Annotated in this window: 11 protein-coding genes; 6 read left to right on the top strand and 5 right to left on the bottom strand. The window is 73.9% G+C overall.

Annotated elements, in window-relative coordinates:
• Positions 1-8 precede the first annotated feature (8 nt).
• Positions 9-1,370: a DUF2252 domain-containing protein gene (locus BLP29_RS01795; RefSeq protein WP_243469622.1), complete on the top strand. Its 1,362-nt coding sequence runs from the start codon at positions 9-11 to the stop codon at positions 1,368-1,370.
• Here BLP29_RS01795 and BLP29_RS01790 read toward each other — a convergent pair.
• The 3 genes from BLP29_RS01790 to BLP29_RS01780 all read right to left on the bottom strand — a co-directional run bounded on the left by BLP29_RS01790 (position 1,363) and on the right by BLP29_RS01780 (position 5,432).
• Positions 1,363-1,809 (bottom strand): GNAT family N-acetyltransferase, encoded by a 447-nt coding sequence (locus BLP29_RS01790; RefSeq protein ID WP_092799236.1) that lies wholly within the window; start codon positions 1,807-1,809, stop codon positions 1,363-1,365. The genes BLP29_RS01795 and BLP29_RS01790 overlap by 8 nt on opposite strands.
• 198 nt (positions 1,810-2,007) lie before the next feature.
• Positions 2,008-3,993, bottom strand: coding sequence for a VWA domain-containing protein (locus tag BLP29_RS01785; RefSeq protein WP_092799234.1), 1,986 nt, complete (start codon positions 3,991-3,993; stop codon positions 2,008-2,010).
• 2 nt (positions 3,994-3,995) lie between these two features.
• Positions 3,996-5,432: a sigma 54-interacting transcriptional regulator gene (locus tag BLP29_RS01780; RefSeq protein WP_207798252.1), complete on the bottom strand. Its 1,437-nt coding sequence runs from the start codon at positions 5,430-5,432 to the stop codon at positions 3,996-3,998.
• Positions 5,433-5,502: 70 nt separating this feature from the next.
• Between BLP29_RS01780 and BLP29_RS01775 the strand changes: the two genes are divergently transcribed.
• From BLP29_RS01775 to BLP29_RS01755, 5 genes are all read left to right on the top strand, one after another.
• Complete coding sequence (locus BLP29_RS01775) at positions 5,503-6,198, top strand: GOLPH3/VPS74 family protein (protein WP_092799230.1); 696 nt, start codon at positions 5,503-5,505, stop codon at positions 6,196-6,198.
• Positions 6,199-6,218: 20 nt separating this feature from the next.
• Positions 6,219-7,442 (top strand): threonine ammonia-lyase, encoded by a 1,224-nt coding sequence (gene ilvA / locus BLP29_RS01770; RefSeq protein WP_092799228.1) that lies wholly within the window; start codon positions 6,219-6,221, stop codon positions 7,440-7,442.
• A 131-nt stretch (positions 7,443-7,573) separates the two neighbouring features.
• Positions 7,574-8,575 carry an ATP-binding cassette domain-containing protein gene (locus tag BLP29_RS01765; RefSeq protein WP_092800630.1) on the top strand — a complete coding sequence of 334 codons (1,002 nt, stop codon included), beginning with the start codon at positions 7,574-7,576 and terminating at the stop codon, positions 8,573-8,575.
• Positions 8,572-9,378, top strand: a complete 807-nt coding sequence (locus tag BLP29_RS01760; RefSeq protein ID WP_092799227.1) for an ABC transporter permease — start codon at positions 8,572-8,574, stop codon at positions 9,376-9,378. The genes BLP29_RS01765 and BLP29_RS01760 overlap by 4 nt, the downstream gene beginning before the upstream one ends.
• 59 nt (positions 9,379-9,437) lie before the next feature.
• Entirely contained in the window at positions 9,438-11,528 is a 2,091-nt protein-coding gene (locus BLP29_RS01755) for a M3 family metallopeptidase (RefSeq protein ID WP_092799226.1), read from the top strand.
• Between the two features lie 178 nt (positions 11,529-11,706).
• Here the strand turns inward: BLP29_RS01755 and BLP29_RS01750 are convergent, their stop codons facing one another.
• On the bottom strand, positions 11,707-12,075 hold the full coding sequence (locus BLP29_RS01750; protein WP_279385432.1) for an RNHCP domain-containing protein: 369 nt from the start codon (positions 12,073-12,075) through the stop codon (positions 11,707-11,709).
• A gap of 8 nt (positions 12,076-12,083) precedes the next feature.
• A complete protein-coding gene (gene greA / locus BLP29_RS01745) occupies positions 12,084-12,587 on the bottom strand; it encodes a transcription elongation factor GreA (protein ID WP_243469621.1) in 504 nt (167 codons plus the stop codon).
• Positions 12,588-12,744: the final 157 nt, after the last annotated feature.

Below are 12,744 nucleotides of genomic sequence, written 5' to 3'. Positions count from 1 at the left end.
GTGTCCGCGTGCCCGTGGACCCGCTGCACCTGCCGTCGCCCGAGGACGAGGGGGCCCGCCGGAGCCGCATCGTCGAGGTCCTGGTGGACGCCTTCTCCGATCTCATGGCCGCCGATGCCGACGCCTTCCGGGTGAAGTTCCGCAAGATGGCGGCCGACCCGTTCGCCTTCTACCGCGGTTCGGCGTGCCTGTTCTACGCCGACCTGGTGGACACCGAGGACCAGTGGGCCGACGAGCGCACGTCGCGCACGTGGATCCACGGTGACCTGCACGCGGCGAACTTCGGCACCTACATGGACGGCACCGGCCGCATCGTCTTCGACGTGAACGACTACGACGAGTCCTACCTGGGCCACCTGTCGTGGGACCTGCGCCGGTTCTGCGCCAGCTTCGCGCTGCTGGCCTGGCGCAAGGCACTGAGCGACGACGTCATCGCGGGGGTGCTGCGCGTGTACCTCGAGTCCTACCTCGACCAGGTGGCCGCGTTCGCCGGCACCGACGCCGACCGTCAGTTCGCCCTCGACCGGCACAACACCGTCGGTGCGGTGCGCGACCTGGTGCTCGCCACCGCCGAGCAGACCCGGGTGTCGCTGCTGGAGCGGCTGACCGTCGTCGAGGACCACCAGCGCCGGTTCGCCGACGTGCCGCGGCACCGCCGGCTCGACGACGCCGAGCGCGCCGAGGTGCTCGCCGCGGTGGAGGCCTACCGGGAGACCGTGCCGGTCGGGGTGCGCCGTCGCGAGGTCGCCTACGACGTGAAGGACGTCGTGGGCACCGGCGGGTTCGGCATCGGCAGCGCCGGGCTGCCCGCCTACACGGTGCTGCTCGAGGGCTACGACCAGGCGCTGGAGAACGACGTCGTCCTGTCGCTGAAGCAGGCGGGCACGGCGGCGCCCTCGCGGATCGTCACCGACCCCGAGGTGCGGGCGCTGTTCGAGCACGAGGGCGAGCGCACCGTCTCCGCGCAGCGGGCCATGCAGTCGCACGCCTCGCCGTTCCTGGGCCACACGGTCATCCGCGGGGTGGGGTTCCTGGTCTCGGAGCTGTCGCCCTACGAGGACGACCTCGACTGGGACGACCTCACCGAGCCCGACGAGATCGCCGAGGTGGTCGCCCAGCTGGGCCGCGCGACCGCGAAGATCCACTGCATCGGGGACGCCGACGCCGAGCACGAGGCGGTCGACGTCCAGGTCGAGGACGCCGTGCTGGCGCTGGTGGGCGACCGCCGCGAGCAGCTGGTGGCCGACCTCACGGTGTTCGCGCACTCCTACGCCGCACGGGTGCGCGCCGACCACCGGCTGTTCGTCGACGCCTTCCGGGCCGGCGAGATCCCCGGCATCAGCTCGGCCGGGGAGCACCCGGTCACCTGATCGGCAGGTCCAGCACCATGCCCAGGTGCAGTCCGACCGGGGGCATGTCGTAGGGCTCGGTGACGGTGCTGAAGCCGATGCGCTCGTAGAACCCGACCGCGGCGGCGCGGGCGTCGCACCACACGAGGTCCGCGCCGGCCCGGGAGATCTGCACCAGGCCCTCGGCGACCAGCGCCCGGCCGGCGCCCACCCCCCGGACGTCGGGGTCGGTGGCCATGCCGCGCAGCTGCCAGGCGTACTCGGACTCCCGCCACTGGCAGACCTGGGGGTGGAACCGCACGACGCCGACCACCCGGCCGTCGTCGGTGCGGGCGGCCAGGTGGATGGCCGAGGGGGCGTCGTCGCCGGTGATCTGCACGGGTCGGCCCTGGCGGAGCACCCGGGCGCGCAGCTCGTAGGTGTCCTCCACCGGGACCCGCTCGATCCTGACCGTGCTCACCGGGCCAGTGTCCCTCAGCGCCCCCGACGCCCCCTGCGGGCGCGCAGCAGAAGGACCCGGCGCCCCCCGCCCCACGCTGCGCGCGGGCCGGGACCCTGCGCCGGGCCCAACGGCTACGCCGCCCCCTGCGGGCGCGCAGCAGAAGGACCCGGCGCCCCCCGCCCCACGCTGCGCGCGGGCCGGGACCCTGCGCAGGGCCTAACGGCTACGCCGCCCCCTGCGGGCGCGCAGGTAATCGGCGACGACGTACTCGCCGAGGCGGTCGCCGTCGGGGAGGAAGACGCGGCCGCCGGCCCGCTGGGTGATGTCCTGCACGAAGTGCACCAGCGCCGGTTCGGGGTCCAGGGCGAACACGTTCATCGTCGCCCCGGACCGGGCCACCCGCTCGACCTCGGCCACCGTCCTGGCGATCGTCTGCGGCATCGGTGGCCAGCAGAAGTACGGCGAGCCGTCGTCCTCCAGGTGCGCGGTGGGCTCGCCGTCGGTGACCACCAGGACGACGGGCTCGGCGTCGTGGTGCCGGGCCAGGAACCGGCGGGCGAGCATCAGCCCGTGCTGCAGGTTCGTGCCCTGCAGCGTGTCCACGCTGAGCTCGGCGAGGGTCTCGGGGCGCAGCACCTGCGCGGTGGAGGCGAACCCGATGATCTCGATGGCGTCCTGCGGGAACCGGGTCGTGACCAGGGAGTGCAGGGCCATCGCGGTGGACTTCGCCGCACCCCACGTCCCGCGCAGCGCCATCGAGTACGACAGGTCGACCAGCAGCGCCACCGCCGCGCCGGTGCGGCGCTCGGTCTCGACGACCTCGAAGTCCTCGACCGCGATGCGGACACCGGCCCCCGGCTGCGGGGAGCCGGCCGTGCGCAGCACCGCGTTGCGCACGGTGCGGACGACGTCCAGCGGCTGCTCGTCGCCGAACCGCCACTCGCGGCTGGCACCGGTGAGCTCACCGGTGGCGCCGGCATCGGCGACGTCGTGGTCGCCGCGCCCGGCACTGTCCAGCTGGGCGAACACCCGCCGCAGCGCCGTGGCGCCCAGCCGGCGGACCGCCTTGGGCGACAGCTCCAGCTTGCCCTCGGTGCGGGTGAGGTGGCCCTGTCGTTCGAGCTCGCGCTCGAGCTGCCGCAGGGCGGCGAGGTCGTCGACACCGGAGCGCCCCAGCGCCCGCTCGACCAGCTCCTCGTCGATGTCGGCCAGGCTGGCGCCGGCGTAGCCCTGCGAGAGCTGGTCGGACAGCGCCTCGAGGTCGGCCAGCTCGGCGACCGCGGTCGTGGCATCGCCCATGCCCAGCCCCTCGGGGCCGTCGGGGACCTGGCCCGACCGGCCCCACGGCAGGTCCGGGCGGGCCTGGCGCAGCGCGTCGCCCAGGTGCGCCATCTCGCTGGCCAGGCCCATGTCCTGCATGGCCTGGCCCATCAGCTCGCCCAGCTCGGCGCGCTGCTCGGGGGTCAGGCCGGCCATCATGCGCTCCTGCGCGGCGGCCCGACGGGCCAGGGAGTCGACCAGCTCGTCGACCGTCTGCGGGTCGTCGGGGAAGAACTGCCCGTGCCGGTCCATGAAGTCGGCGAACCGCTGGTCGGTGTCCTCGCCGCGGTTGTGCGCGTCGAGCAGCGCGGACAGGTCGGCCACCATGTCCTTGACGGCCTGGTTGCCGTCCTGCCCGTCGGCGTTCATCTGCTGCAGGGCCTGCTTCATGTGCTGGAACTGGCTGTCCAGCACCTCCTTCTGCAGCAGGTCCTGGATCTGCCGGTAGGCCTCGGCGGCCTCGGGCGAGCGCCACTGCTTGTCCTTCAGCGCCCGCACCGCTCCCGCGGTGTCCTGCGGCAACGCGTCGAGCTCGGCCTCGGCGAGCCGGGCGGCGTCGTCGGGATCGGGGAACAGCTCCCGCCGCTCGGCCTCCAGGGCGCGGTCGAGCAGCTCGCGGACCTCCTGCAGCGTTCCGTCCATGCTCCCGGCCTTGCGAGCCGCACGCAGCCGGTCACGGACCGACCGGCGAAGCTCGTCGAGACCGCGTCGGCCGTCGAGGCCGCGACGCAGCAGGTCGCGCAGCGCCTCGCGCACGCTGCTGCCGGCCAGCACCTGGTCGCCGATGTCGTCGACGGCGTCGCCGAGGTCGTAGGGCGGGGCCAGCGGGTCGGCCCCGCCCCGCCAGCGCCCGTAGCGGTACCCGCGGTTGCCCCTGGGCACGGTCAGCTCCCGTACACGGTGCGGCCGCCGTCGGTGTCCTTGGCCAACCGGCGGGTCAACCACAGCCCCTCGAGCGCGAACTCGACCGCGGCCGCCGCCTGCTCGGGCGACTCCTCGCCCTCGGGCACGCCCAGGCGGCCCAGGAGCTGGGCCAGGTTGGGCACGGTGCCGACCTGCCCCATGAGCGCGGGGGCGCTGACCAGGTCACCGGACTCGACGACCTCGCCGGAGGTGAAGTGCTCCTGCAGGCCGGTCAGGTCGAGCCCGCCGCAGCGGGCGCGGAAGGTCTGCGCCGTGGCCTGGCGCAGCAGGTGCTCGAGGACCTCGAGCTCGCGCTCGCCGTCGTCGTCGGACCCGGCGTCGGCGAACTCGACCTTGCCGCGGCTGGCCGGCACGACCGAGGGCAGGTCGACCACCCGGGCGACCGGGCGGGTCTCGCCGGCGACGGCGGCGCGGCGGACGGCGGAGGCGGCCACGGTCTCGAGCCCGGCGATGGCGAACCGGGCGCTGACCCCGGACCGCTGGTCGACCTGGCTGGACTCGCGCACCAGCCGGGTGAAGCGGGCCATGATCTCGACCAGGTGCTCGGGCACGAGCGGCTTGTCCAGGGCGCCGTCGCCCAGGCCCCACGAGGTCTGCGCCTCCTGGTGCAGCAGGCGGATCTCGTCGGCCAGCTCGATGGGGTAGTGGGTGCGCACCTCGGCGCCGAAGCGGTCCTTCAGCGGGGTGATGATGCGCCCGCGGTTGGTGTAGTCCTCGGGGTTGGCGCTGGCGACCAGCAGCAGGTCCAACGGCAGCCGCACCCGGTAGCCGCGGATCTGGATGTCGCGCTCCTCCAGCACGTTGAGCAGCGCGACCTGGATGCGCTCGGCGAGGTCGGGCAGCTCGTTGATGCTGAAGATGCCGCGGTTGGTGCGCGGCACGAGGCCGTAGTGCACGGTCTCGGGGTCGCCCAGCGTGCGGCCCTCGGCCACCTTGATCGGGTCGACGTCGCCGATGAGGTCGCCGACGCTGGTGTCGGGGGTGGCCAGCTTCTCGCCGAAGCGGTCGCTGCGGTGCAGCCAGCCCACGGGGGTGGCGTCGCCGTGCTCGGCGATCTGCCGGTGCGCCCAGACGCTGACCGGCGCGAGGGGGTGCTCGTTGAGCTCGCTGCCGACCAGCACCGGCGTCCACTCGTCGAGCAGGCCGACCAGGGTGCGGATGAGCCGGGTCTTGCCCTGCCCCCGCTCGCCCAGCAGCACCAGGTCGTGGCCGGCGATGAGGGCGCGCTCGACCTCGGGCAGGACGGTGTCCTCGAAGCCGACGATGCCGGGGAGGGTGGGCTCACCCGCCGCGAGGCGGGCCAGCAGGTTCGCGCGTAGTTCGGCCTTGACGCCGACGTGGGTGGCACCGCTGTCGCGCAGCTCGCCGAGGGTCGTGGGTGCGGGGCTCTCCGTCACCCCACTCACGGTACGACGGCTGCGCCCTCCCCGGGATGCGTGCAGGTGGGGGCCCTGCCAGGGTCGGGGCATGTCGAGGAGCGTCGCTGCCGAGCTGCTGCTGCTGGCCCTGGACGAGAAGTCGGGGAAGGGGCTCGTCGACGGCTCGACCCTGAACGCGGCACTCGCCGGCACCGCCGTGGCCGAGCTCGCGGCCGCCGGTGCCCTCGCGCTGCAGGAGGTCGACGGCGGGGAGGTGAAGGCCGGGCGGCTGCGGCGCACCGGGGTGGCCCGCCCGAGCGATCCGCTGCTGGCCGAGGTGGTCGACACCTGCCACGGCAAGAAGCCCGGGGACGCCGTCGGGGCGCTGACCACGATGACCTTCACCGACCGCGGGGCGAAGCTGCAGGAGCAGCTGCTCGCCGAGCTGGTCGCCGAGGGCGTCCTCACCCACGAGCGCGGCAAGGTGCTCGGCCTGTTCCCGACGCAGCGGTGGCCGGAGGCCGACCCGGCGGTGGAGCGCGAGGTGCGCGAGCGGGTGCGCGCCGTGCTCGTCCTCGGCGCCGAGCCCGACCCACGGACGGCGCTGCTGGTCTCCATGCTGTCGGTGACGAAGCTGGCCCCCAAGGTCTTCCCGGGCGACGACGGCAAGGCGGTGCAGGCCCGGGCCGACGCCGTCCGGGAGTCCGGCTGGGCCGGGGGCGCGGTCGCCAAGGCACTCGAGGACCTCATGGCCGTCGTGATGGTGACGACCCTCGTCCCGGTGGTCGTGGCCACCAGCAGCTGACCGGCTGCCAGGATCGGGGGGTGAGCGAACCCGCCGTCCCCCTCGTCACCGGGCTCGAGGTCGAGGCCGCCGCCGCGCTGCTGGCCGGTGTGGTGCGCCGCACCCCGCTGGAGCACTCGCGGGCGCTCGCCGAACGGGTCGGTGGGCCGGTCTGGCTGAAGTGCGAGAACCTGCAGCGCACCGGGTCGTTCAAGATCCGCGGTGCCTACACCCGCATCGCCCGGCTCACCGACGCCGAGCGTGCGACCGGTGTGGTGGCGGCCAGCGCCGGCAACCACGCGCAGGGCGTCGCGCTGGCCGCCCGCGAGCTCGGCGCGGCGGCGACGGTGTTCATGCCCGAGCCGGCCCCGCTGCCCAAGCTCGCGGCCACCCGGGGGTACGGGGCGACGGTGCACCAGCTGGGCGACTCGCTCACCGAGCCCCTCCTGGCGGCGCGGGAGTACGCCGACCGCACGGGCTCGGTGTTCATCCACCCCTTCGACCACCCCGACGTCATCGCCGGGCAGGGCACCGTCGGCCTCGAGGTCCTCGAGCAGTGCCCCGACGTGCAGACCGTCGTGGTCTGCACCGGCGGTGGGGGGCTGGTGGCCGGCATCGCGGCCGCCGTCAAGGCCCGGCGTCCCGACGTACGGGTGGTGGCCGTCCAGGCCGCGATGGCCGCGGCGTTCCCGGCCTCGCTGGCCGCGGGGGTGCCGGTGCCGCTGGCCACCATGGCCACGATGGCGGACGGCATCGCCGTCGCCTCACCCGGCGACCTCACGCTCGCCCACGTCGCGGGGCTGGTGGACGAGGTGCGCACGGTGACCGAGGACGAGCTCTCGCGCGCGCTGCTGTTCTGCCTCGAGCGGGCCAAGCTCGTGGTGGAACCGGCCGGGGTGGCCGCCGTGGCCGCGGTGCTGGCCGACCCCGCCGCCTTCCGCGCGCCGGTCGTGGCCGTGGTGTCCGGCGGCAACATCGACCCGGTGCTGATGCTCAAGGTCGTGCAGCACGGCATGGCCGCGGCTGGTCGCTACCTGTCCCTGCGGGTCCGCGTCCCGGACCGGCCGGGGTCCCTGGCCGGCCTGCTGCGCGAGCTGGCCGCGGTGTCGGCCAACGTGCTCTCCGTCGAGCACGAGCGGACGACGGCGCAGCTGGACCTCGGCGAGGTGGAGATCGCCGTCGTGCTGGAGACCCGGGGCCCCGACCACGCCCGCGAGGTGCAGTCCGCGCTCACCCGGGTCGGCTACGCGGTGACGTCGGACTGAGGTACGGGTGCCGATGAGTTCTGCAGCCGGCACCGGTCCCCACCCCGGACGACCCGTGATCGCGGGGCGCCGGGACGCGGAGGAGCGGACGTGCAGCAGTTCTGTCGGTGTCAGGACCTACGGTGCCCGGCATGAGCGACGCAGTGGTGGTCGAGGGGCTGGTCAAGAGGTTCGGTGACTTCACCGCGCTGCGGGGGGTCGACCTGACCGTCGCGCAGGGCACGGTGCTGGGCCTGCTCGGCCCGAACGGGGCCGGGAAGACGACGGTGGTGCGCATCCTGTCCACACTGCTGCGGGCAGACGGCGGCCGGGCCGAGATCACCGGTCTCGACGTCGCCACCCAGGCCGACCAGGTGCGTGCGGTGATCGGGTTGACCGGCCAGTACGCCGCGGTCGACGAGTACCTGACCGGTGAGGAGAACCTCGAGATGGTGGGCCGGCTCTACCGGCTCGGCAAGAAGGAGTCCCGCGCCCGGGCCGGCCAGCTGCTCGAACGGTTCGACCTCACCGACGCGGCCCGCCGCCCGGCGAAGACCTACTCCGGCGGCATGCGCCGCCGGCTCGACATCGCCGCCTCGCTCATCGCCCGCCCGCAGGTGCTCTTCCTCGACGAGCCCACCACGGGGCTCGACCCGCGCAGCCGGCTGGGGATGTGGGAGTTCATCGCCGACCTGGTCAGCGACGGCACCACGATCCTGCTCACCACGCAGTACCTCGAGGAGGCCGACCGCCTCGCCGACCGCATGGTGGTCATCGACCGGGGCGCGGTCATCGCCCGCGGCACCGCCGACGAGCTCAAGGCGCAGGTGGGCGGCGAGCGCATCGAGCTCACGGTGGGCTCGGGCGAGGGCCTGGCGCGGGCCGCCGAGCTGCTCCGGCCGCTGGCGGTCGACGAGCCCCAGCGCGACGAGCAGACCCGTCGGCTCACCGTCCCGGTCACCGGCGGCGCCGCCACGCTCGCGCAGGCGCTGCAGCTCCTCGAGGGCAGTGGTGTCGAGCTGCTCGACGTGGGCCTGCGCCGGCCCGACCTCGACGACGTCTTCCTGACCCTGACCGGCCACTCCGCCGACGCCGCCGTCGACGCCACCGCCGGGACCACCGCCGACGCCGAGCCCGCGGAGAGCACCCGATGAGCGCCCTGAGCCACACCCTGTCCGACAGCCTGGTGATCACCCGGCGCAACCTGATCAAGGTCAAGCGGGTGCCCGACTTGATCGTGTTCGCGACGCTGTCGCCGATCATGTTCGTGCTGCTGTTCCGCTACGTGTTCGGCGGCGCGATCAACCTGCCCGACGGCATCACCTACGCCGAGTTCCTGCTGCCCGGCATCTTCGCCCAGACCGTCGTGTTCGGGTCCACCACCACGGGCGCCAGCATCGCCGAGGACCTGCAGAAGGGGCTGATCGACCGGTTCCGGTCACTGCCCATGTCCCGGTCGGCGGTGCTCATCGGCCGCACCGTCGCCGACCTCGGGCTCAACGCCATCTCGATCCTGGTGATGGCGCTGACAGGCTTGCTGGTGGGCTGGCGGATCAACAGCTCGGTGCCCGAGGCGATCGGGGGGTTCCTCATCCTGCTGGTGTTCGCCTTCGCGGTCAGCTGGATGATGGCCCTGGTCGGTCTGCTCGTGCGCACCCCCGAGGTGGTCAACAACGCCAGCTTCATCGTCATCTTCCCGCTGACGTTCGTGGCCAACACCTTCGTGCCGCTGGAGAGCTTCCCGTCGGTGCTGCGCACCTTCGCCGAGTGGAACCCGGTCTCCACCGTGGTGCAGGCCGCCCGCGACCTGTTCGGCAACCAGCCCGACAGCGTGCCGGTGGCCGACGCCTGGTCGTTGCAGAACCCGGTGCTGTACACCGCGATCTGGGCCGTGGCCATCCTGGCCGTGTTCGTACCGCTGGCCGTGCGGGCCTACCTGCGCACCGCCACCCGCTGATCGACCGGGTGACCGCCCGCCGGGCGGGCACCCGGTCACCGGGCGGAGACTGGACCGCGATGACCACGCCCGCGGCCTCGTCCGCCCCCAGCACCTCGCCCGCCCCCGTCGACCTCTCCGCCGACAACCCGCTGGCCCGCCCCTCGGAGCTGCCGTTCGGGCTGCCGCCGTTCACCGGGCTGACCCTCGAGCACTGCCGCGAGGCGCTGCTGGTGGGCATGGCCACCCAGCGGGGCGAGGTCGACGCGATCACCGCGGACCCCGGGCCGGCGACCTTCGAGAACACGGTCGTGGCCCTGGAGCGGTCCGGGGCCCTGCTGCGGCGTGCCCAGGCGGTGTTCTACGCCCTGGCGTCGTCGAACTCCTCCGACCGGCTGCGCGAGATCGAGCGCGAGGTCTCCCCGCTGGCGGCGGCCCACTCCGACGCCCTGCGGCTGGACCCGGCACTGTTCGCCCGCATCGACGCCGTCCACGCCCAGGTGCAGGCCGGCGGGCACGGGCTCGACGCCGAGGCCGTGCGGCTGGTCGAGCGGTACCACCTCGACTTCGTGCTCTCCGGCGCCCGGCTCGACGACGCCGGCCGCGAGCAGCTGCGTGAGCTGAACCAGCAGCTGTCCCGGCTGTCCACCACCTTCGGGCAGAACCTCGTCGTGGCCACCGAGGCGGCCGCCGTCCTGGTCACCGACCGCACCGAGCTCGACGGCCTCAGCGACGCCGAGGTCGAGGCCGCCGGCGTGGCCGCCGCCGAGCGCGGCCGCGAGGGGTACCTGCTGACCCTGGTGCTGCCCTCGGGGCAGCCGGCGATGGCCAAGCTCCGCGACCGGGCCCTGCGCCGCCGGCTGCACGAGGCGTCGGTGACGCGCGCGTCGGCCGGTGAGCACGACAACGGGCCCGTGGCCGCCGAGATCGCCCACCTGCGCGCCGTGCGCGCTCGGCTGCTGGGGTTCGCCACCCACGCCGACCTCGTGGCCGCCGACCAGACCGCGAAGACCTCCGCCGCGGTCGACGAGCTGCTGGCCACCCTGGTGCCGCCCGCGGTGCGCAACGCCGGCGCCGAGGCCGAGGTGCTGGCCGAGCTGGCCGCCGCCGACGGGGTCGAGCTCGCCGCCTGGGACTGGGCGTACTACAGCGAGCAGGTCCGGCGCGACCGGTACGCGGTCGACACCACCGCGCTGCGGCCCTTCTTCGAGCTCGACCGGGTGCTGGTCGACGGCGTGTTCCACGCCGCCCGGTTGCTCTACGGCTACACGTTCACCCCGCGCCCGGACCTGCCCGGCTACCACCCCGACGTGCGGGTCTGGGAGGTCGCCGACGCAGCAGGCGAGCCGGTGGGGCTGTACCTGGGCGACTTCTACGCCCGCGACGGCAAGCGCGGCGGGGCCTGGATGAGCTCGTTCGTCAGCCAGTCGCGGCTGCTGGGCACCCGGCCGGTGGTCTTCAACGTCATGAACGTGACCCGGGGCGCTGCCGGCCAGCCGACGCTGCTGACCCTCGACGAGGTGAACACCCTCTTCCACGAGTTCGGGCACACCCTGCACGGGTTGTCCTCAGCGGTCACCTACCCGCGCTTCTCGGGCACCAGCGTGCCGCGCGACTTCGTCGAGTTCCCCAGCCAGGTCAACGAGATGTGGGCGCTGTGGCCCGAGGTCCTCGACCACTACGCCCGGCACACCGGGACCGGCGAGCCGCTGGGCCGCGAGGTCGTGGCGGCCATCGAGGCGGCGGCGCTGTGGGGCGAGGGCCACGGCACGCTCGAGTACCTGGCGGCGACGCTGCTCGACCAGGCGTGGCACCGGATCACCCCGGACACGGTGGTCGAGGACCCGCAGGCGTTCGAGGCCGCCGCGCTCGAGGCCGCCGGCGTGGCGTCGGGTCTGGTGCCGCCGCGGTACCGCACCACGTACTTCCAGCACGTGTTCGCCGGCGGGTACGCAGCCGGCTACTACTCCTACATCTGGTCCGAGGTGCTCGACGCCGACACCGTCGAGTGGTTCAAGGCCAACGGAGGGCTCACCCGGGCCAACGGCGACGCGTTCCGCGACAAGCTGCTCTCGCGCGGCGGCTCGGTCGACCCGCTGGGTGCCTTCCGCGACGTCGTCGGCCACGACCCCGACCCGGCCCCCCTGCTCGCCCGCCGCGGCCTGGGCTGACGAGGGGGCCCGCAGGGTCCCCGAGGAAGCCCAGCACCGCCGCCCACGAGGAGGCAACCGGGCGAAGCCCAGGGCGATGCCGGTGCGGGGGACGAAGTCCTCCCGCCGGCATCGCAGGACCCGCTCGTCGCAACCGGCACCGGTACCTGGTCGCGGTGCGATCCGCAGGATCGCCATGTCACAGCCAGGGGAGCGACAGCACCAGGTCGAGGTCGTCGGGGGAGTCGCCGTCGCGCACGAGGCGGTTGGGCTGGCGGTGCCCGCAGGCGGTGCAGCGGTGCACCACCTGCCAGCCCTTGCCCGACTTCTCGACCAGGCCGACGGGCTCCATCGCCCGCCGGCAGGCCGACGCCCGGTCGCCGGGCTTGACGTCCACGTGCAGGGACCACAGGCAGTACGGGCAGTGGTTGCGGTAGTGCCCGTCGGTGTTCGCCGGCACGGTGCGGGCGCAGTGCACGCAGGCGAAGGTCGTGTTCTCGCGAGCGCGCGAACGGGCCCGGGAGCCGTAGCTCCCGGGCCCGTCGGTCTCGTCCGGCTGCTCGTCCAGCGTCGTGCTCAGGGGACGAAGGGCTCGACGGCCAGCACCTTCACGGTGATGTCCTTGCCGTTGGGTGCGGTGTAGGTGACCGAGCTGCCCGGCTTCGCGCCCATGATCGCCGCGCCGAGGGCGGACTCGGGGGAGTAGACCGAGAGCTCGGTGGTGCCGGCGATCTCGCGGGAGCCGAGCAGGAACTTCTCGGTGTCGTCCTCGTCGCCGTCGAAGGCGATGGTGATGACGGTGCCCAGCGCGGCGTCGGTGGCGGTCTTCGGCGGCTCGCCGACCCGGGCCTTGCGCAGCAGGTCGGTGAGCTGGCGGATGCGGCCCTCCTGCTTGCCCTGCTCGTCCTTGGCCGCGTGGTAACCGCCGTTCTCCTTGAGGTCGCCCTCCTCGCGGCGGGCGTTGATCTCCGCGGCCATGGCGGGCCGCCCGGCGATCAGCTCGTCGAGCTCGCCCTTCAACCGGTCGTGGGCCTCCTGGGTCAGCCAGACGCCCTGGTCCTGCTCGTCGGTCGTGGACACGATCACGGCTCCTACAACTCAAGAGCCGCCCCCCGGTCGGGGAGCGGCTGCGGTCGAACCGCCGAGTGAACACCGAGGTGCGCGTCACCGCAACCGCACGCGCCCGGATCCGAGACGGTGCGGGTCCGCCCGGGGTGCACGTCGTGGTCCGCGCACA

The sequence above is a fragment of the Klenkia marina genome, from assembly GCF_900101025.1.
Lineage (GTDB): Bacteria > Actinomycetota > Actinomycetes > Mycobacteriales > Geodermatophilaceae > Klenkia > Klenkia marina.
The sequence above is the reverse complement of the archived record's forward strand: the minus strand, read 5'-3'. Positions and strand labels throughout refer to the sequence as shown.

What these genes read in the sequence shown, in the direction of transcription:
- BLP29_RS01775 (WP_092799230.1), top strand. Translation starts at nt 5,503, where the DNA reads ATGTCGAGGAGCGTCGCTGCCGAGCTGCTGCTGCTGGCCCTGGACGAG.
- BLP29_RS01765 (WP_092800630.1), top strand. Translation starts at nt 7,574, where the DNA reads ATGAGCGACGCAGTGGTGGTCGAGGGGCTGGTCAAGAGGTTCGGTGAC.
- BLP29_RS01760 (WP_092799227.1), top strand. Translation starts at nt 8,572, where the DNA reads ATGAGCGCCCTGAGCCACACCCTGTCCGACAGCCTGGTGATCACCCGG.
- BLP29_RS01755 (WP_092799226.1), top strand. Translation starts at nt 9,438, where the DNA reads ATGACCACGCCCGCGGCCTCGTCCGCCCCCAGCACCTCGCCCGCCCCC.